This is a genomic window from Limosilactobacillus ingluviei str. Autruche 4 (assembly GCF_000312405.1).
In the GTDB taxonomy this organism is placed as follows: Bacteria; Bacillota; Bacilli; order Lactobacillales; family Lactobacillaceae; genus Limosilactobacillus; species Limosilactobacillus ingluviei.
The window spans coordinates 256,604-274,636 of record NZ_HE997174.1; the positions used below are offsets into that span (position 1 = coordinate 256,604).

The 18,033-nt window shown below is 54.7% G+C and carries 16 protein-coding genes and 1 tRNA gene; 13 read left to right on the forward strand and 4 right to left on the reverse strand.

Annotation, left to right across the window (positions count from 1 at the left end):
• Positions 1 to 17: 17 nt before the first annotated feature.
• Positions 18 to 1,460: a DHA2 family efflux MFS transporter permease subunit gene (locus BN54_RS06965; RefSeq protein ID WP_019206458.1), complete on the forward strand. Its 1,443-nt coding sequence runs from the start codon at positions 18 to 20 to the stop codon at positions 1,458 to 1,460.
• Between the two features lie 84 nt (positions 1,461 to 1,544).
• On the opposite strand, the gene BN54_RS06970 is transcribed toward BN54_RS06965, so the two are convergent.
• Positions 1,545 to 2,339 carry an SDR family NAD(P)-dependent oxidoreductase gene (locus tag BN54_RS06970; RefSeq protein WP_019206459.1) on the reverse strand — a complete coding sequence of 265 codons (795 nt, stop codon included), beginning with the start codon at positions 2,337 to 2,339 and terminating at the stop codon, positions 1,545 to 1,547.
• Positions 2,340 to 2,775: 436 nt separating this feature from the next.
• Between BN54_RS06970 and BN54_RS06975 the strand changes: the two genes are divergently transcribed.
• The 6 genes from BN54_RS06975 (at position 2,776) to BN54_RS07000 (ending at position 9,343) form a co-directional block, all read left to right on the forward strand.
• Positions 2,776 to 4,551: an oleate hydratase gene (locus tag BN54_RS06975; protein WP_019206460.1), complete on the forward strand. Its 1,776-nt coding sequence runs from the start codon at positions 2,776 to 2,778 to the stop codon at positions 4,549 to 4,551.
• Positions 4,552 to 4,683: 132 nt separating this feature from the next.
• Positions 4,684 to 5,112 (forward strand): OsmC family protein, encoded by a 429-nt coding sequence (locus tag BN54_RS06980; protein WP_040470039.1) that lies wholly within the window; start codon positions 4,684 to 4,686, stop codon positions 5,110 to 5,112.
• On the forward strand, positions 5,112 to 6,125 hold the full coding sequence (gene lplA, locus BN54_RS06985; protein ID WP_019206462.1) for a lipoate--protein ligase: 1,014 nt from the start codon (positions 5,112 to 5,114) through the stop codon (positions 6,123 to 6,125). The genes BN54_RS06980 and lplA overlap by 1 nt, the downstream gene beginning before the upstream one ends.
• Positions 6,126 to 6,324: 199 nt before the next feature.
• On the forward strand, positions 6,325 to 7,689 hold the full coding sequence (locus tag BN54_RS06990) for an APC family permease (protein ID WP_019206463.1): 1,365 nt from the start codon (positions 6,325 to 6,327) through the stop codon (positions 7,687 to 7,689).
• Between the two features lie 227 nt (positions 7,690 to 7,916).
• A complete protein-coding gene (locus BN54_RS06995) occupies positions 7,917 to 8,753 on the forward strand; it encodes an exodeoxyribonuclease III (protein WP_019206464.1) in 837 nt (278 codons plus the stop codon).
• The gene (locus tag BN54_RS07000) at positions 8,753 to 9,343 is read left to right on the forward strand and encodes an alpha/beta fold hydrolase (RefSeq protein ID WP_019206465.1); all 591 of its coding nucleotides are present in this window, start codon (positions 8,753 to 8,755) and stop codon (positions 9,341 to 9,343) included. The genes BN54_RS06995 and BN54_RS07000 overlap by 1 nt, the downstream gene beginning before the upstream one ends.
• Positions 9,344 to 9,562: 219 nt before the next feature.
• On the opposite strand, the gene BN54_RS07005 is transcribed toward BN54_RS07000, so the two are convergent.
• Positions 9,563 to 10,501 (reverse strand): NAD(P)-dependent oxidoreductase, encoded by a 939-nt coding sequence (locus BN54_RS07005; protein WP_019206466.1) that lies wholly within the window; start codon positions 10,499 to 10,501, stop codon positions 9,563 to 9,565.
• A gap of 112 nt (positions 10,502 to 10,613) precedes the next feature.
• On the opposite strand from BN54_RS07005, the gene BN54_RS07010 reads away from it, so the two are divergent.
• Positions 10,614 to 10,687, forward strand: a tRNA-Thr gene (locus BN54_RS07010).
• Between the two features lie 252 nt (positions 10,688 to 10,939).
• A complete protein-coding gene (locus BN54_RS07015; RefSeq protein WP_019206467.1) occupies positions 10,940 to 11,602 on the forward strand; it encodes a L,D-transpeptidase in 663 nt (220 codons plus the stop codon).
• Positions 11,603 to 11,637: 35 nt separating this feature from the next.
• On the opposite strand, the gene BN54_RS07020 is transcribed toward BN54_RS07015, so the two are convergent.
• Complete coding sequence (locus BN54_RS07020; RefSeq protein ID WP_019206468.1) at positions 11,638 to 11,880, reverse strand: hypothetical protein; 243 nt, start codon at positions 11,878 to 11,880, stop codon at positions 11,638 to 11,640.
• A gap of 254 nt (positions 11,881 to 12,134) precedes the next feature.
• Here BN54_RS07020 and BN54_RS07025 point away from each other — a divergent pair, with 254 nt between their 5' ends.
• Positions 12,135 to 13,391: a D-alanyl-D-alanine carboxypeptidase family protein gene (locus tag BN54_RS07025; protein WP_019206469.1), complete on the forward strand. Its 1,257-nt coding sequence runs from the start codon at positions 12,135 to 12,137 to the stop codon at positions 13,389 to 13,391.
• A gap of 234 nt (positions 13,392 to 13,625) precedes the next feature.
• Positions 13,626 to 14,798, forward strand: a complete 1,173-nt coding sequence (locus tag BN54_RS07030) for a cation:proton antiporter (protein ID WP_019206470.1) — start codon at positions 13,626 to 13,628, stop codon at positions 14,796 to 14,798.
• Between the two features lie 40 nt (positions 14,799 to 14,838).
• Here the strand turns inward: BN54_RS07030 and BN54_RS07035 are convergent, their stop codons facing one another.
• The gene (locus tag BN54_RS07035; protein ID WP_019206471.1) at positions 14,839 to 15,462 is read right to left on the reverse strand and encodes a histidine phosphatase family protein; all 624 of its coding nucleotides are present in this window, start codon (positions 15,460 to 15,462) and stop codon (positions 14,839 to 14,841) included.
• Positions 15,463 to 15,752: 290 nt separating this feature from the next.
• On the opposite strand from BN54_RS07035, the gene serC reads away from it, so the two are divergent.
• Both serC and BN54_RS07045 read left to right on the forward strand, forming a co-directional pair.
• Positions 15,753 to 16,826, forward strand: a complete 1,074-nt coding sequence (gene serC, locus BN54_RS07040) for a 3-phosphoserine/phosphohydroxythreonine transaminase (protein WP_019206472.1) — start codon at positions 15,753 to 15,755, stop codon at positions 16,824 to 16,826.
• A gap of 33 nt (positions 16,827 to 16,859) precedes the next feature.
• Positions 16,860 to 18,026, forward strand: a complete 1,167-nt coding sequence (locus tag BN54_RS07045) for a phosphoglycerate dehydrogenase (protein ID WP_019206473.1) — start codon at positions 16,860 to 16,862, stop codon at positions 18,024 to 18,026.
• The last annotated feature ends 7 nt before the right edge of the window (positions 18,027 to 18,033 follow it).

Here is an 18,033-nt window from a genome sequence, read left to right on the forward strand (position 1 = left end):
AGAGAGGAAGCAACCACATGGAAAACGTCGAAAGTCAGGCGCGGCCGCAAATGGCGGTCCGCCACCGGGTTCGCCACCCGAAATTGGCGATGGTATCAATGTTGCTGGGGGCCTTTGTTGGGATGTTTTCAGAAACATCGTTAAACATTGCCCTGCCCAAATTAGGGGAAGCCTTTGGGATGTCGGCGGCTACCTTGCAATGGCTGGTGACCGGCTATATGCTGGTGATCGGGATCATCATGCCGCTGTCATCAATTATCGCGAAGTGGTTCTCGACCCGAAAGATTATTATCTTTGCCCTGGTGATCTTTATCCTCGGGAGTATCATTTCCGCCTTGGCGCCGTCGTTTGCGGTCTTATTGGCCGGGCGGATGATCCAGGGGATCGGGACCGGCTTGATCTTACCGCTGATGTTTGCGGTCGCCATGCAGATCTTCCCACCGGAAAAACTCGGGGCGGTCAACGGGACGATGGCCCTGGTGATCATGTTTGCGCCCGCGATTGGGCCAACTTTGACCGGGGTGATTCTCGGGGTGGCTTCATGGCGGTGGATCTTCTGGTTCTTCTTGCCGTTCTTGGTTATTGCCTTACTCTTTGCGATTTTTGAACTGGAAAACGTTGGGGAACTGACTAAGCCGCACGTGGATGGCTTGTCAATTGTCGAATCAATCATTGGCTTTTCTGGGATCGTCGCCGGGGCCAGCCTGGCCAGCCGGTATGGCTGGGGAAGTTGGCAAACCCTGGGCAGTCTGATCGTGGGGATCGTGGTCCTGGCGGCCTATGCCCGGCGTCAATTGCACTTAGCCAACCCGATTTTGAACCTGCAGGTCTTAAAGAATAAAGACTTTACCGTCGGGACCTTGGTCGTGATGCTTGACTTTGCCATTATTTTGTCGGCAATGTACTTAATGCCCCAATACATTCAAAATGGGGTCGGGATCGCCGTGGCCCTGACCGGGGCGATCATGCTGCCCGGGGGGATTGTCAATGCCGTCACGTCAGCGGTGGCCGGCCGGATGTACGATAACATCGGCGCCAAAAAGCCCGCTTTAGTGGGGTTAGTCATTGCTTTGGTCGGCGCTTTAATGTTGGCGGTCGCCTCCGACCACGCTAAGATCGGCTACATCATCGCTGCCCACGTGATCTTAATGATCGGGGCACCGCTGGCGATGTCACCAGCCCAAACGGCCGCTTTAAACGCCTTAAGCGGCCGGGAAGCCGGGGACGGTTCGACGATTTTAAACACCGTCCAACAAGTGATCGGCGCCCTGGCGACGGCCTTGGCGACCTCGTGCCTGGAATTAGGCCGGCACGCGGCGCGTGGTTCGGCCCAAGCCCGCTTTACGGCCGGGGCCCACGTCGGCTTCTACTTTACCTTGGCCTTGATTATCATTGCCTTGGTGGTAGCGACCCAATTAAAGGGGAGGCCAGTGGGGCACTCGATTAAATTAGATAAGTAAGAAAAAAGACGTTCCCGCGCGGAACGTCTTTTTAGTTTGCACTGAACTAGGCGCCAGAAACGGGCGCAGACGGCTGGCCGGGGGTTAGATAAATTGGATTCCCCCGTCGATTTGGACGGCCTGGCCGGTCATGTAGTCGGCATCGTGCGAAGCCAGGTAGGAAACGTAGCCAGCAACTTCAGCTGGGGTTTCCACTTTCCCCATCGTGATCAGGCCGGAGTACTTCTTGAGGTATTGGCCCTTTTCGCCACCCCAGGCTTCGACCATCTTTTCGTCGATGTAGTCCCACATGTCGGTACCAACGATCCCCGGGCAGTAGGCGTTAACGGTGATCTTGTCGCGGCCCAATTCCTTGGCGGCGGCCTGGGTTAAGCCCCGGATGGCAAACTTGGTAGCGGAATAGGCACCCAGCATGTCAAACGCCACGTGCCCGGCGATGCTGGAGGCATTGATAATCTTGCGGATCTTGTCGCCGTCGGCTTGCTTGCGGAACTGCGCGGTGGCGGCTTGGATCCCAAACAGCACGGAGTAGACGTTGGTTTGGAAGATTTCGTCCATATCTTCCTTGGTTTCGTCTTGCAGGAGTTGGATTTGGGCGATCCCGGCGTTGTTAATGTAGGTGTCTAAGCGGCCGAAGGTCTCGACGGCGGTTTGGACAAACTTTTCGTGGCTGGCCTTCTCACTAACGTCACCAGCTACGGCGACGACCTTGCCTTCGTAGCCGGCGGCATTTAATTCCGCCACGGCCTGTTGCCCATCGGCTTCGTTACGGTTGGCGATCACGACGCAGTACCCATCGGCTAAGAGGCGGTCAGTAATCCCCCGGCCAATCCCCCGTTCGCCACCAGTAACTACGGCTACGCGCTTTTCTTCTGTCATCAGTAACTTCCTCCTCAATATTGTGAACTAACGATCAATCTTTAACGGTTCTTATTATACATTAAATCACAAAGTCGGCAAGGGAGATTGTGCCATTATTTTTCCCGTCAAAACCATACCTTTCACAAGATAACAGCTTGATTTGTGAAGCTAACCAAGGGATCTATAAAATTTACCAATTCACAAACTTTTTTTAAAATCACGGTTGTTTTTGTTGATTTAAAACGGTGAAATCAGACACAATTGACAAAAATCGTCTTTCACAAGTCCCGGGGTTCGCGAATGGAACTGAGTCATTTTGAGACGCCAGTCCTAAAATGCGATATAAATTCCAGTTGACGTTTGAAACTAGAAAGCGTTGTCATTACAATAAAGGTACAGATGTCGCATTTCTGGGGTGAGGCCCGGAGCAGCAGCTAGGAAAGGGGTTTTGATGATGTATTATTCAAACGGGAATTATGAAGGGCACGCGCGACCACGCAAGCCGGCGGGAGTGGATCACAAGCACGCTTACATCATTGGTGGGGGCTTAGCGGGTTTGTCGGCTGCGGTCTTCTTGGTCCGTGACGCGCAGCTGCCGGGGGACCACATTCATGTCCTGGAAGAATTAACCTTGGCCGGGGGTTCCTTAGATGGGGCTAAACTGCCGGGGCTGGGCTACGTGGTGCGCGGTGGCCGGGAAATGGAAAATCACTTTGAATGTATGTGGGATATGTACAGCTCAATTCCGTCGCTGGAAATTCCGGGCGCTTCCTACCTGGACGAATACTACTGGCTTGATAAGGACGATCCGAACAGTTCCAATTGCCGCTTGATCCACAAGCGGGGCAATCAGGTCCCAACCGACGGCCAATACCAGTTGGGCAAGCTATCTAATGAATTGATCAAGCTGATTATGACCCCGGAAGACGACCTCGAGGGACAAACGATTGAAGATTGGTTCTCCCCGGCCTTCTTTGAAACCAACTTTTGGCTGTACTGGTCAACGATGTTTGCCTTTGAAAAGTGGCACTCCCTGATTGAAATGCGGCGCTACGCCATGCGCTTCATTCACCACATCGATGGCTTGCCGGACTTTACGGCCCTCAAATTCAATAAGTACAACCAGTATGAATCGATGACCAAGCCGCTGTTGGCCTACTTAAAGGATCACGGGGTTGAATTCCGTTACGATTGTCAAGTGGAGAATGTCATTGTTGACACGACCAACGGCGAAAAGCACGCCAAGGAAATTCAGCTGACCGAAGGCGGCCAGGCCCAAACGATTCCCCTTACCGATGATGACCTGGTCTTTGTAACTAATGGTTCGATTACCGAAAGCTCGACGTACGGCAGTCACCATGAGCCAGCCCCGATCACCAATGAACTGGGTGGCTCCTGGCAGCTCTGGGAGAAGTTGGCGAAGCAATCGCCCGCCTTTGGGAACCCGGATGCCTTCTGCCGCAACCTGCCGGCCCGCTCGTGGTTTATTTCGGCCACGGCCACGATTAAAAATGCCCAGCTGGAACCCTACATTGAACGCCTGACCCAACGGGACCTGCACGATCATAAGGTCAATACCGGCGGGATCATTACCGTGACGGACTCCAACTGGCTCTTATCTTGGACGATCCATCGGCAGCCGCACTTTAAGGACCAAGCCGAAAATGAAATCGTCGTTTGGATTTACGGGCTCTACTCGGATACGAAGGGGAACTACATTCCAAAGAAGATTACCGAATGCAGCGGGGAAGAGATCACCGCGGAATGGCTCTACCACCTCGGCGTACCGGAAGCCAAGATCAAGGAATACGCGGCCGAAGACTCGGTTCAAACCGTGCCGGTCTACATGCCATTTATTACGTCTTACTTCATGTTGCGCAAGAAAGGGGACCGGCCAGCGGTCGTGCCAACCGGCTCGGCGAACCTGGCCTTCATCGGTAACTTTGCGGAATCCCCGAGTCGCGACACCGTCTTTACGACCGAATACTCGGTCCGGACCGCGATGGAAGCGGTCTACACTCTCCTGGACGTTGATCGGGGAGTGCCGGAGGTCTTTAATTCGATTTACGACCTGCGGGAACTAATGCGGGCGATGTACTACATGAACGATCAAAAGCCATTGAGTGAAATGGAATTACCGCTGCCAAAGGCACTGCGCAAGCCGCTGTTAAAGAAGGTCGAAAAGACCTGGCTGGGCGAGTTAATGCGGGATGCGCACCTTTTAGAATAGTTTAGGATGAAGGGCTGGCCCGAATGAGGGTCAGCCTTTTTGGTGGTCAGTGATTAGCCCTTTCATTGACTTAAAGTAAGCGGTATAATAGTGACAACGTTTGCACAAGATCAAAGAATGGGGGCCAAAACGATGGCAAAGGATGTAAAGTACACGACCTGGGTCGAAAACGAAGTCGGAATCCAAGGGGTGGCCGGTAGCCTCGATGGGGAATTGGCGGTGACGGTCAGCTCCCCGCTCAAGCCAGTCGCGGGGACCAATCCGGAACAATTGATTGGCTTATCGTTAGCAACCTGCCTGAACGCCACGTTACAGGCAGAAGAAAAGCGGCGCGGCCTGCTGCACGAAAGCGTCGTCCGGGTGAAGGTCGAATTTGGCCCGGATGAGACGGGCTACCAATTCTGGTTGACTGCTTACGTCAAAATTCCGCAAGTTGACCGCGCGACGGGGGCCGCGATGCTGGCCACGGCCGAACAACGCTGCCCCGTCGCCAAGCTGTTAGCCGGCAACGCCAACGTCCAGGTGCAATTAGTTGATGAATTTCCGGAGGCTGAAGCGTAATGAAGTACTTAGTCACTGACAGTCGCGATATTCGTTACAATTTGGCCCTGGAAACGGTGCTGATGGAGCAAGCGGATTTAAGCGAACCGATCCTGTATTTCTACATTAACTCCCCGTGCATTATCCTGGGGCGCAATCAAAACGCCTATGATGAAGTCAACCTGGCCTACGTTAAGGACCACGACATTATCGTGACCCGCCGGACCTCCGGGGGCGGGGCGGTCTTTGATGACCTCGGCAACGTCAGCTTCTCCTTTATCACCAAGGACGACGGGGCCTCGAACGGGAATTTCGCTAAGTTTACCACCCCGGTGTTGGCGGCCTTGCACAAAATGGGGGCGACCGGCGCTGAATTGGTCGGCCGCAACGACTTGCAGATTGATGGCAAGAAGTTCTCCGGCAATGCAATGCGTTTGGAGCACGGCCGAATGTTCTCCCACGGGACTTTGATGTATGACGTCGACCTCGACGTGATTGGCCAGGCCTTAACCGTGCCCAAGGATAAGATTGCGGCGAAGGGGATCAAGTCGGTCCATGCCCGGGTGACGAACTTAAAACCTTACTTTACCCCGGCCTACCAACACCTGACGATTGAAGAATTCCGGGACACCCTGGCCAAGGAGATTTTAGGGGTGACCGATTTGGCGGACGCCACGGAATATGTATTGGATGAAGCCACCAAGCAGGCGGTGGCCGACTTAAACGCCAAGGTCTTCTCCAATTGGGACTGGGTCTACGGTAAGTCCCCGGCCGCCGCAATCCAACACCGCCAACACTTTACTCAAGGGACGATTGACTTCCGCCTGCAAGTGACCGGCGGGAAGATTACCGCTTTAAAAACTTACGGCGACTTCTTCGGCCAACAAGACGTGGCCGAATTTGAACAGCGCCTCCAAGGGGTACGCTACGATTACGAGTCCGTCACGGACGCCTTGGCGGATGTGGACTTAAGTGCCTACTTTGGCAAGATTCCAGCCACGGCGGTTGTGGATCTCTTGTTACGCCAAGAGTAGCTGTTCCACGTGAAACAAAAGCAATTCAGCGAGCTGGGACGTCCGATGGCGTTGCCGGCTCGTTTTAATTTGCCAGGCGAAAGGCAAGCGTGGTATAGTAAAGATTCGGATTAGCGACCGCAGTTTGCGGTATAATTAGGAACGTTAAACTCGCAACGGGGCCCAGACGGCGCCGATAGAAAGAGAGAATGTTGGAAAAATGAATAATAAAGTTGATATTAATCAGCTCCTGTCCAGTATCAGTGGCAAACCGGAGAGTGAGCGGACCCTGAGTTTGTTTGACTTAGCAGTGCTGGGGATCGGGGCAATGATCGGGACCGGGATCTTGGTCTTAACCGGGGTGGTGGCCGCGACCGATGCCGGCCCGGGGGTGGTCGTCTCCTTCCTGATTGCGGCGTTGGCCAGTGGTTTGATCGGGATGTGTTACGCCGAATTATCGACGACGATTCCTAACTCCGGGAGCGCCTACGTCTACGCTTGGGTCACGATGGGTCAATTCGTTGGTTTCTTGGCCGGGTGGACCTTGGTCGGGGTCTACATTACCACCACGGCGACGGTTGCCAACGGTTGGACCGGCTACTTCCAGTCCTTCCTGGAAGAATTAGGAGTCCGATTGCCCCACGTCCTGCTGACCAATCCGGCCAGTGGTGGCTGGGTGAACTTGCCGGCCCTGGTAATGACCTTGCTGATTACCTTTATCCTGAGCCGGGGAACCAGTGAAAGCAAGCTCTTGAATAACGCCTTGGTAGTAATCAAAATTGCGATTATCCTCTTGTTTATCATCGTCAGTGCCAAGGATGTTAATCCGACCTACTGGCACCCCTTTTTCCCGTACGGCGGCAGTGGGGTGATGTCCGGTGCGGCGGCGGTCTTCTTTACCTTCCTGGGCTTCGATGCTTTGGCGACGTCGGCTGAAGATGCCAAGCAAGTCCAAAAGAACCTGCCGCGGGCGATTATCATCTCACTGCTCGTCTCGACGACTTTGTATGTGGTAGTCAGCTTGGTGATGACCGGGGTCGTGACCTATAAGGATCTGAACGTTTCTGAAGCCATGGCGACGGTCCTCTTATTAAAGGGCCACACCTTGACGGCGCAAATTGTCTCGGCCGGGGCGATCCTCGGGATCATGGCCGTGGTGTATGCCTTTGTGTACGCCGGGGCAAACGTAACGATGGCGATGAGCCGCGGGGGTCTGTTGCCGAGCGCCTGGGCTAAGTTGGATGAACGCCACCAAAGTCCGAACCGGGCCCTGTGGATTAACGGGATCCTGGCGGCAGCCTTAGCCGGCTTTGTCAACCTGCGCAACCTGGCCTTGATTGCCAACGTCGGGTCGCTGACCGTCTTTGCCTTGATCTCCTTAGTGGTGATCTTGTTGCGGCGCCAGCACCCGAATCTCAAGCGGCCGTTTAAGGTGCCGTTTGGCCATACCTTGCCAATCCTGTCGATCTTAATCTGTGTCTTGCTGCTGGGCAACATCAGCTTGGACGCGTGGTTGACCTACGGGGCCTGGTTGGTAGCCGGGGTGATCTTCTACTTTGCTTACTCCCGGCAAAAATTAATGTAATTGCGAACGCTGGACCAGGTGGGGTCCGGCGTTTTTTCGTAAAGGGGCGGAGCTGACCACCGGGAATATTTATAGCTCAGTGAAACATCGGAAGGGCAGCCATGATTAGGCTGGGCGACGGTATGTCCGGGGTAATTCAGAAATTGTGAAAAAGGGGGTGCCAACCGTGTCAGCGCGCTAACTTTCTGGTATCCTAGTCGGTAGAAGAAACAAAGGGAGCGAAAAAGATGAAGTTTATTTCCTGGAACATTGATTCCATTAACGCGGCCTTGACCGGCACCTCGGCCCGGGCGGCTGAAACCCGTACGACCCTGCAAAACATTGCTGCCCAAGCCCCAGCGGTGGTCGCGATTCAAGAAACTAAGTTGTCCGCCGCCGGCCCGACGAAAAAACACCTGGCTGCGCTGGCGGACTTGTTTAAGGACTACCAAGTCGTTTGGCGCTCCTCGGTCGAACCCGCGCGCAAGGGGTATGCGGGGACGATGTACTTGATTCACCCGGCCTATGCGCCGACGGTCACCTACCCGACGATTGGCGCCCCGGCCCCGATGGATCAAGAGGGGCGGATCATCACGCTGGAATTTCCGACCTTCTACCTAACGGAAGTGTACACGCCTAACGCTGGTAGCGGTCTGAAACGTTTATCCGAGCGGCAGGTGTGGGATGACTGCTACCGCCAATACTTGCAGGAATTGGATGCGCAAAAGCCGGTGATTGCCAGCGGGGACTTTAACGTCGCCCACGAGGAAATTGACCTCGCGCACCCGGCTAATAACCACCACTCGGCCGGCTTTACGGATGAAGAACGGGGGCAGTTTAGCAAACTGTTGGCGGCTGGGTTTACTGATACTTTCCGCTACCTTAACCCTACTACGACCGGCGTGTACTCCTGGTGGGCCCAACGGGCGGTGACTTCTAAGCAGAACAATTCCGGCTGGCGGATCGACTACTGGCTGGTGTCAGACCGTTTGAAAGAGCGGGTCCAAGCTTCGACGATGATGGATACTGGGGCGCGGCGGGATCATGCCCCGATTGTCTTGGACATTGACTTGGGGGCTGAATAATGGGGACGGTCTTTGTATTACCCGATTTAGCAACGTCGGTCGCACCATGGCAGAATTTACCGGTTGGCTACCGCACCTTGCAGGTAGCCGACTACCGGACCTTAGTTGATACTAGTGGGGACTTTGAGCAACTGGTGGCAGCGACGGTGGCACTGGTCCGCCAGTTGCCCCAGCCGGTGACCTTAGTTGGTCACGGCTTTGGTGCCTTTTTAGCGTTGACGGTGGCGACGACGCAGTTTGGCCGCTTGGATCGTCTAGTCCTGGTGGCCCCCGCCTATCAGACCGGTAGTTACCGGACGAAATTGACGGGCTTGCACTTGAAGGGGGCGGGGCGGTTTAAGACCACGGCCCTGGATAAGGCGGCGACCTTGGCTCTCTACCGGACCGCTGCCCACCGGGATTTGACCAACCAGCTGATGCACGTCCAGTGCCGGGTGGATATTTTTTGCGGGGAGCAGGATCGCGCCCACCGTCAAGCCGCGACTGATTTATACCACCGCTTGTTGGAAGGTCACTTGACGACCGTTCCCCAAACTGGCGCGACCCTAAACGAAGCAACCTTGCGGGCGGTTGGGGAGTTGTTGCGCTAATGCCTTTGGGTGAAACATTTTGCGCAAAATGCTTGCCAATTGCTACCGAGCGGTGTAATCTATACACCATGAATGAACATCAATCGATAATTATTCATTCGGCCGCTGGATTTGCTTCACCCTAGCGGCGGGCAAGTGATAATTAGGACGGATCGGTATTCATGATTTGAAAGAGAATCACATCAAAAAACGCCTGACCAGTTGCGGTCAGGCGTTTTCCTATTCATTGACGGCCCACAGTGGCGCTTGGCCACTTAGGGCCCGGATGATTTCTTCAGTCGCATCATGGACGGCGCGGGCATTGGCTTCAATCGTACCACCGGCCACGTGCGGGGTTAAAAAGACGTTGTCGAGCTGTAAGAGCGGACTGTCCGACGGCAGCGGTTCGGGATCAAAAGTATCCAGAGCCGCGGCGTGAATTTGGTGGTCCTTTAAGGCCGCCACCAGATCGTCGGTTACGATCAGTTGGCCCCGCCCGTAGTTGATCAGGTTGGCGGTCGGCTTCATGAGGGCCAGGGTATCCTTGTTGATCATCCCGGTCGTCTGTGGGGTAACCCGCGGGGTTAAGGAAATGAAGTCACTTTCCCGGTAGAGGGTCGGCAAGTCGACGAGCTGGCCAAAGCGGGGCTGCTTAGGATGGTCGCCGTTATTGACCAAGATCTTCATCCCTAAGGCGGCCGCTTTTTCTTCCAGGGCCCGACCGATGCGTCCGTAGCCGATAATGCCGAGGGTTTGGCCCAGAATGTCGTGACCACCGTTGGCCCGGACGGCCGGCCAGTGGCCACTCATAATCGCCCGGTTGCTAGCCATTAAGTTGCGGCCCAACACGAAGATCATGGCTAAAATCCCTTCAGCGACGGTGTTGTAGTTGGCCCGCGGCGTGATCGAGACGACCACGCCGTGTTCCTTAGCGACGGTGGGGTTGACGTTATTGTAGCCGACGCCCAGCCGGGCTAAGATCTTCAACCGTGGGGTCTTGGCAAAGGTCTCATCGGGGATGGGCTCGAGGCCGAGGATGGCCCCGTCGACTTGTGCGCCGTATTGGACAAGGGTAGCGGCGTCGACGGTCGGGACGGTAATCACGTTGATCCCGGCCTTGGCAAACAGCGGTTGACTGGCGTCACCAATTACGGCGGGAATTAAGACAGTTGGTTGCATGTTGCTGATGATCCTTTCTGTTGGTGGTAAATTACCTTAATTGTACTCGCCGCCAGGATCAAACCCGAGGAAAATGCTCACTTTGCGCAGAAGGATCTGGTATACTAAAAATGCCATCTTAGCTCAGTTAGGTAGAGCACACCCATGGTAAGGGTGAGGTCGGCGGTTCAAGCCCGCTAGATGGCTTTAAACTTCGGGGCTAAAATGCTGCTTTAGAGGTATTTTAGTGATAACGATTGCAATCTTCGCCAGGAGCAATCGAAAAGCAGGTGCAGCAATTAGCCAATGGCGGCGAAGCTGAACCTGCTGGGAATGAGTGACGAAAAAGGTTTGTCTGCGAAAAACGGCAAAAAACGTTCATTGAATAATCATGCCGAAGGGAGTAGGCTAGGATTTAGTAGCAATTAGCGAAACTTTAGTTAAGGAGTTAGAAAATACATGAACAGTAAAAACCTGCGGATCTTCTATTGGGTCATTTGTGGCCTGATGGTGGTTCTCTGTGTTCATTTAGAGTGGTCGCGCGTCAAGGGTAATGACGAGCTTAAGACCACGGCCACCGTTACCCAATCCGCCCGAACCGTCCAAGCTGATTCGGTAACGCAAGCGGGCGATTCGGCCCACATGCGGACCCCAATCGACTGGCACAAATCCTCGGAAACGGTCCCGTACCCGGACTTAAAGACGGTCAAAAATTTTTGGATTAAGGTCAGCTTGAAGCATAACCGGACGTACTTATACGATGGCAATAAATTGCTTTACACAATGTACAGTACCGGTGGGATGTACCAAAAGGATCCCCAAACCGGCCAAATGAAAAGCATGACGCCGACGGGCACTTTCTACGCCCAAGCCGAGCGGGGCGATTCCTTTTTCAACCAAAGTCTCAACGAAGGGGCCAATTACTGGGTCTCGTGGAAAGATCACGGCACCTACCTCTTCCACAGTGTGCCGACCGTAGCCGGTGGCGCTTATAACGCCAAGGAAGCGGCGAAGCTGGGGAAGAGCACTGGCTCGCACGGTTGCATTCGGTTGTCGATTCCCGATGCCAAGTGGATGGCCGCTAATTTGCCGGTCGGCACCAAAATTGTGATTCAAGACTAAAAAAGCCGCCGGTCCAACCGACCGACGGCCATTTATTAATCATCAGGGCTCAAGTAATCTAACAGGGCCTTGAAGAAGAGAGTGAAGTTCATTACGATCAGGAGCCGAATGAACAATCCCCAGGGCACCAAGTGCAAATTAGCATAAAAGAGGTGCAACGAACTGTACAGGAGGATAATCAACACGTAAAGAAAGTTCGCGCGCAAGATGTCTTTGGACCACTTGTGGTGAACGGTGTAGTCCCAAAAATAACTAAGCCAAGCACGAATGTAATTCATTATTAATCCTCCCTAATACAGAAACTGGGCCAAGAAAATGGCGATTACCGAAAAGATAATGGCCGTTAAATAGGCGTCCTTAAGGTTCTTGCGCATAAAAAATTCACCAATCCTTCGTGTGTTCTCCTAATGGCTTGGATTATACACCAGATTCTTTTTCTTGCAAGTTGGCCCTTGATTTTGAGTAATTTCACAGCATTAGGCTTAAAAAACGCTGTGAAAACGGTAAAAATAGTGAAAGTAGGGAATGAACCGTGAAAAAACTGCGCCAACTCCTGGGGGTCTTGCTGGCTATCCTTTGTGTCAGCAGCCTGGCCCCAGCTGGCCATGCGGCGGCCACGACTGCTGTGGATGCCAAGGCCGCTGTCCTGGTCGATGCCCAGACCGGGCAGATTATTTACCAACAAAACGCGAAACAAAAACTCCCGATTGCGTCCATCAGCAAGCTCTTAACCGTTTTGGTGATTGAAGATGAAATTACCCGGGGAGAACTGAACTGGGATACCCGCGTGGCAATTTCTAAGGACGTGGCCGCCGTTGCCAATAATCCGGAATACTCCAATGCTGGCCTGCAGCAAGGGGCCACTTATACGGTCGGCGAACTGGTCCAAGCGGCCCTGATTAAGTCCGCTGATGGGGCAACCTTGGCGCTGGCCGGGGCAGTTGGGGATTCAACAGCGGCCTTTAACCAGAAAATGCAAAAAAAGGCCCGCGCCCTTGGGGTCAAGGATGCTCAGATTGTTAATGCCGTTGGCTTGCAAAATGAGGATCTGCCGGCCAAACTTCAAGTTAAGGGGGTCAGTGGTAAAGCTGAAAATGAAATGAGTGCAACGGACGTGGCGAAAATTGCCAGTTACCTGCTGGCCCACTACCCGCGGGCGGCCCGGGTCGCTGGGCAACGGACGATGCAACTGACCACGTCGAATGGGGCTTCCAAGACGCTGACTAATATCAATCAGCTCTTGACCAATACGGCGTATGCGGTGGCCGGGGTCAAATACACCGGCCTGAAAACCGGGACGTCGCACGCGGCGGGCTACTGCTTGGCCTCTTCAGCCACCTATCAAGGGCGGACCTTGGTAGCTGTCGTCTTACATGCTAACGGGACGACCACCAGTCGCTTTACGGCGACCCAGCACCTCTACCAGTGGTTGGTCGACCAGCAAATTCAGCCCCAGCAGTTGACCTTGAGCGCTCAGGCGAAACGAATTACGGTCAAAGGCGGGTTACCGCTCAAGGTGCCGGTTCAAGCCCCTGCGCTAGTGGTTTGGACTAAACCTGGGGCTAGCTTGCCCAAGTACCAAGCAGTCGTGAAATTGAATCTGCGCCTGGCAACCAACGATGCCTTACGCGCCCCGCTCAAACGGGGGACGAAGGTCGGGACCGTGAGCGTTAAAACGACTGGCTTGTCAAGCCTCACTCGTCACCGCTTACACGCAGACTTATACACCACCCAGCAGGTCGACAAGGCCAGCTTCATTCGCATCTTGTGGCACCGCTTTGTTGATTAAGCCTTTTTGGTCGGTCGGGAAGCTTTAACTTTCCCTACCGGCTTTTTTGTTGTTATAATTAAAATTGGTTAAGTGTTTCCTCATATGTCGGGACCGCCGCCGGGTACTTGACGAGTGGTTCAACTCCCCTGACCAACCCCGCGCCCCGTTCGACCGCGGCTGGTGGGGTGGTTTGCCCCTTTTTGGCCCTTCGGTTTCGGCACTTAGCAACGATGCGAAAGGAAGGTATCGCACATGGAATTTATTGCCACTTTAGCTGGCATTTTGCTAGTGACCCAGCTGGTTTCCCACTTCTTTACCCGGGTGGGGATCCCCGATGTGATCGGCCAGATCCTCGTCGGCGTGATCGCGGGTCCCGCGCTCTTAAATTGGATCCACCCCGGGGGAATGATCAATGAGTTTCAAGAAATTGGGGTCATTATCTTAATGTTTATTGCCGGGCTGGAAAGTGATCTGTCCCTGCTCAAAAAATACCTCAAGCCCGCCGTTGTCGTGGCCCTGGCGGGGATTCTTCTGCCGATTATCGTCATGGGCGTAGCCGCCGATTTGTTTGGCTTGCAGTGGTTTGAATCGCTCTTTATTGGGGTCATCTTTGCCGCCACTTCGGTCAGCATTTCCGTGGCCGTTTTGCGCGAATACCAGCAGCTGGGCTCCAAAGAAGGGGCAACAATCCTCGGGGCCGCGGTGGCCGATGACATCGGGGCGGTGATGGCCTTAAGTATCTTGATCAGCATGAATGGCGGTGCCGGGGCTGAAGTGGGCCACGGCAGCCTGCTTTTCACCCTGCTCAAGCAAGTCCTTTTCTTCGGGGGGGCCTACCTCTTGATCCGCTGGCTAGCGCCAACTTTGATGCACCTAGCCGGGCAACTGTTAACGATTGCGGCCCCGTCGGTGATGGCGATGGTGATCTGTTTGGGGATGGCGGCTTTGGCCGATGCGGTCGGCTTAAGCGGGGCCGTCGGGTCCTTCTTTGCCGGGATTGCGGTCGCCAACACCAAGAAAAAAGAGGTTATCAACCGCAGCTTTATCCCGATTGGTTACGCGATCTTCATTCCGGTCTTCTTCGTGAACGTGGGCCTGTCAATGAAGCTGAGCACGGATTGGCACGCTTGGATCTTTATCATTATCATGACGATTCTGGCCTGCTTGACGAAGCTTTTAGGGGCCGGTGGTGGCGCCAAATTAATGGGCTTCTCTTGGCCGAGTTCTTATATCATCGGCAGTGGGATGATTGCCCGGGGCGAGATGTCATTGATTACCGCCCAGATCGGCTATGAAGCCCACCTCTTGTCGACGGAATACTACTCCGACATTATCACGGTGATTGTCTTGGCAACCCTGTTGGCCCCGTTTATTTTGAAACATTCGTTAAAATCGACCCATCACTTGGCGGCGGTCAGTGAATAACAAAGTCCCCAGCTGGCAGCTGCCAGCCGGGGACTTTTCCTTAGAAGCTAATCGTAGCGGTGCGGTTGTAGTAGACCAGGTGTTGTTCGTGGGTAGTGGGGTCAATGATAATCTTGCTGACGCTGCAGTTGGCCGGTTCTAAGATTTCAAGGGCTTGGCAATTGACCACGTTGGCGGCAAAGGAGCGGACGGTAAAGCCGTGGGTGACGATCACCACTTGCTCGGTCGGGTGCGCTTGGGCGATTTCATCAGTAAAGCTTTTCACCCGGGCCTGGACGGCCGCAAAAGTTTCACCCTGGGCCACGGCCGCATAGCTCGGCTTGACGTCTTCAATCAGCGGGTAAAAATGTTCCGGGTACTGGGCCATCAGGTCGGCATTTAACTGGCCGTCCCATTGCCCATAGGAAATTTCTAACAAGCGCGCGTCTTCAATCACCGGCAATTGGGCTTGGGAGTTTAGGATCGCGGCCGTTTGCTTGGTCCGTTCCAAGGGGGAGACGTACAGGGCGCTGGCGCCGCTCAGATCGAAGTGGGTGGCCAGCTCGGTAGCTTGGGCGCGACCGACCTCGGAGAGGTAGGTCTGCGGGGTATTGATCGTGCCTTGCTTGAGTCCGGCAGCGTTAGCGGGTGTCCGCCCGTGGCGAACAATCAGTAATTCGGTCATAGAAAGGCCTCCTTTTAACGAATCAGTCTGGCTTCATTGTAGCAGATTTTCACCGGGTGTTGACAAAGAATGAAGTTTAAATTAAAATTTGATTAACAAAAACGTTCCCGAAGGAAAGGAGGAAGTCCAGATGTTACAACGAAACGACAACTTGTCTTCCTCCCGGTCTGCTAGCTAATAGGAGGCCGTCATTTGGGTTGGCCTCCACAACCGGTGGGGACCAGCAAAGTGAGGTTCCCACCACGGTGGGGGCCTTTTTTCTTTGTTGATCCAGCGGAAAGGGGTAACTTATGCCAACTTATAATTTTGCGGCCGGGCCCGCGGTCCTGCCGGCACCAGTCTTACAGCAAGTCCAAGCCGAATTGCTCGACTACCAAGGCAGTCACATGAGCATTTTAGAAATTTCGCACCGTTCCAGCCTCTTTACTGAGCTCTATGCCCAGGCCAAGGAACGCTTACTGAATTTATTAGGGCTGGGCGATGATTACGAAGTGCTGTTTTTGCAGGGCGGGGCGACCTTGCAGTTTACGATGGTTCCATTAAACTTAGCGGTCAAACACCACCGGATCGCGATTGCCCAAACCGGCCACTGGGCGGCCCGCGCCGTTGAAGAAGCCCGCCGCCTGCCGGATTTGACGGTGGACGTGGTAACTGATGCCGGTCCGGATTATACCACCATTCCGGCGCTCCCGGCCCTCCCCAAAGATCAGTACGATTACCTGCACCTGACGACTAACAATACGATTTACGGGACGGCCTACCATCACTTGCCCGCAACGTCCGTTCCGCTGGTTGGGGATTTATCCTCAAACTTCTTGGGGCAACAATATCCCTTTGACCAATTTGACTTGATTTACGCCGGCGCCCAGAAGAATCTTGCCCCGGCTGGGGTGACGATTGTCGTCGTCAAAAAGGCCCGCTTAGCCCAGGTCCCGGCTGGCCTGCCGAGTATGCTTGATTATGCTGCGCTGGCGAAAAAGGATTCGGCCTTAAATACCCCACCGGTCTTTCAAATCTACGTGGCCAACCTGGTCTTAAAGTGGCTCCAAGACCAGGGGGGTGTCGCCGCGATGGCCGCTGAAAACACCCGTAAGGCCCAGGTCCTGTATGATTTCTTGGCGCAATCGCGTCTCTTTGACAATCCGGTGGCCCCAGCCGCCCGCTCCTTGACCAACATTCCGTTCGTGACCGGCGATCCGGCCCTGGACGCCGCCTTTCTTGCCGAAGCGACAGCGGCGGGCCTCTTAAACTTAAAGGGGCACCGTTCGGTTGGTGGGATGCGGGCCAGCCTGTACAATGCCATGCCGTACGAAGGGGTTGTCGCCCTGCGTGACTTCATGGCCACCTTTGAAAAACACCACTAATGTTCCACGTGAAACCAGAAAGGATGAAGCTGCATGTACCACGTTAAAACTTACAATGCGATTGCCCCGGCCGGGTTGGCGACCTTAAGTGACCAGTACCGGGTTAACCAGCCCCAAGCCGCCCCGGATGCTTACATGATTCGCTCGGTGGATTTACACGAGCATGATTTTCCCGCCAGTCTGAAGGTGATTGCCCGCTGTGGGGCCGGCTTTAACAACATTCCGCTCGCCCGGGCCAGTGCCGCCGGGATCGCCGTTTTTAATACTCCGGGTGGCAATGCCAACGCGGTCAAGGAATTGGTCCTGGCGATGATGATTGCGGCCAACCGGAACCTGATTGCGGCCGCGGAATGGACCCAACAAGTCGCCGCCGGGGCCGACATTACCCTGGAAGCCAAAAAGAGCCAGTTTAACGGCCAGGAAATTGCCGGTAAAAAATTAGCGGTGATCGGGACCGGCCACGTGGGCTCACTGGTCGCCAATGCGGGGGAAGCCTTAGGGATGGAAGTGGTCGGCTACGATCCCTACCTGTCGGTGGAATCGGCCTGGAACCTGTCGCGCAATGTACACCGGGCGGCAACCTTAGCCGAAGCGGTTGCCGGGGCCGATTTTGTGACGGTCCACGTCCCGAAAAATGAGGAGACGACTGGGATGATTGACGCCGGTTTACTGGCCCAGCTCAAACCGACCGCGGTCCTGTTAAACTTTGCCCGGCTGGGCATTGTGGACAACGAAGCGGCGATCGCGGCGCTCAATGCGGGCCGGCTTCGCTGGTATTTGACCGACTTTAGTGACGCCACGATTCAGGGGCACCCCCGCGTTGTGATCTTGCCGCACCTCGGCGGCTCGACGGTGGAAGCCGAAGCCAACTGCGCCAAGCTGGCGGCCCAAGAATTAATGACCTTTTTGGAAACCGGCAACGTCGTCAATTCGGTCAACCTGCCGAACGTGTCGGCCCCCTTTGCCAGTGATCAACGCCTGACCTTGATCCACCAAAATATTCCCAATATGCTGGGGCAGATCTCGACGGTGATTGCCAACGCCGGGATCAACATCGAAAATTTGGTGAACCGCTCGCGGGGCGATTACGCCTACACGATGGTTGATGTCGCCTCGATGCCCCCGACTGCGGCGGAAGCCTTGGTCGCCACGCTGGGCCAAATTGAAGCGGTCAGCCGGATCCGACTCTTGCACCGCTAACCAAAGC

Excerpts from the sequence above, each read along its gene's own strand:
- BN54_RS07030 (WP_019206470.1), top strand. The coding sequence starts at position 13,626 with ATGGAATTTATTGCCACTTTAGCTGGCATTTTGCTAGTGACCCAGCTG.
- BN54_RS06990 (WP_019206463.1), top strand. The coding sequence starts at position 6,325 with ATGAATAATAAAGTTGATATTAATCAGCTCCTGTCCAGTATCAGTGGC.
- BN54_RS06970 (WP_019206459.1), bottom strand. The coding sequence starts at position 2,339 with ATGACAGAAGAAAAGCGCGTAGCCGTAGTTACTGGTGGCGAACGGGGG.
- BN54_RS06965 (WP_019206458.1), top strand. The coding sequence starts at position 18 with ATGGAAAACGTCGAAAGTCAGGCGCGGCCGCAAATGGCGGTCCGCCAC.
- BN54_RS06995 (WP_019206464.1), top strand. The coding sequence starts at position 7,917 with ATGAAGTTTATTTCCTGGAACATTGATTCCATTAACGCGGCCTTGACC.
- BN54_RS07015 (WP_019206467.1), top strand. The coding sequence starts at position 10,940 with ATGAACAGTAAAAACCTGCGGATCTTCTATTGGGTCATTTGTGGCCTG.
- serC (WP_019206472.1), top strand. The coding sequence starts at position 15,753 with ATGCCAACTTATAATTTTGCGGCCGGGCCCGCGGTCCTGCCGGCACCA.
- BN54_RS07045 (WP_019206473.1), top strand. The coding sequence starts at position 16,860 with ATGTACCACGTTAAAACTTACAATGCGATTGCCCCGGCCGGGTTGGCG.
- BN54_RS06980 (WP_040470039.1), top strand. The coding sequence starts at position 4,684 with ATGGCAAAGGATGTAAAGTACACGACCTGGGTCGAAAACGAAGTCGGA.
- BN54_RS07000 (WP_019206465.1), top strand. The coding sequence starts at position 8,753 with ATGGGGACGGTCTTTGTATTACCCGATTTAGCAACGTCGGTCGCACCA.
- BN54_RS07020 (WP_019206468.1), bottom strand. The coding sequence starts at position 11,880 with ATGAATTACATTCGTGCTTGGCTTAGTTATTTTTGGGACTACACCGTT.
- BN54_RS07035 (WP_019206471.1), bottom strand. The coding sequence starts at position 15,462 with ATGACCGAATTACTGATTGTTCGCCACGGGCGGACACCCGCTAACGCT.
- lplA (WP_019206462.1), top strand. The coding sequence starts at position 5,112 with ATGAAGTACTTAGTCACTGACAGTCGCGATATTCGTTACAATTTGGCC.
- BN54_RS06975 (WP_019206460.1), top strand. The coding sequence starts at position 2,776 with ATGTATTATTCAAACGGGAATTATGAAGGGCACGCGCGACCACGCAAG.
- BN54_RS07005 (WP_019206466.1), bottom strand. The coding sequence starts at position 10,501 with ATGCAACCAACTGTCTTAATTCCCGCCGTAATTGGTGACGCCAGTCAA.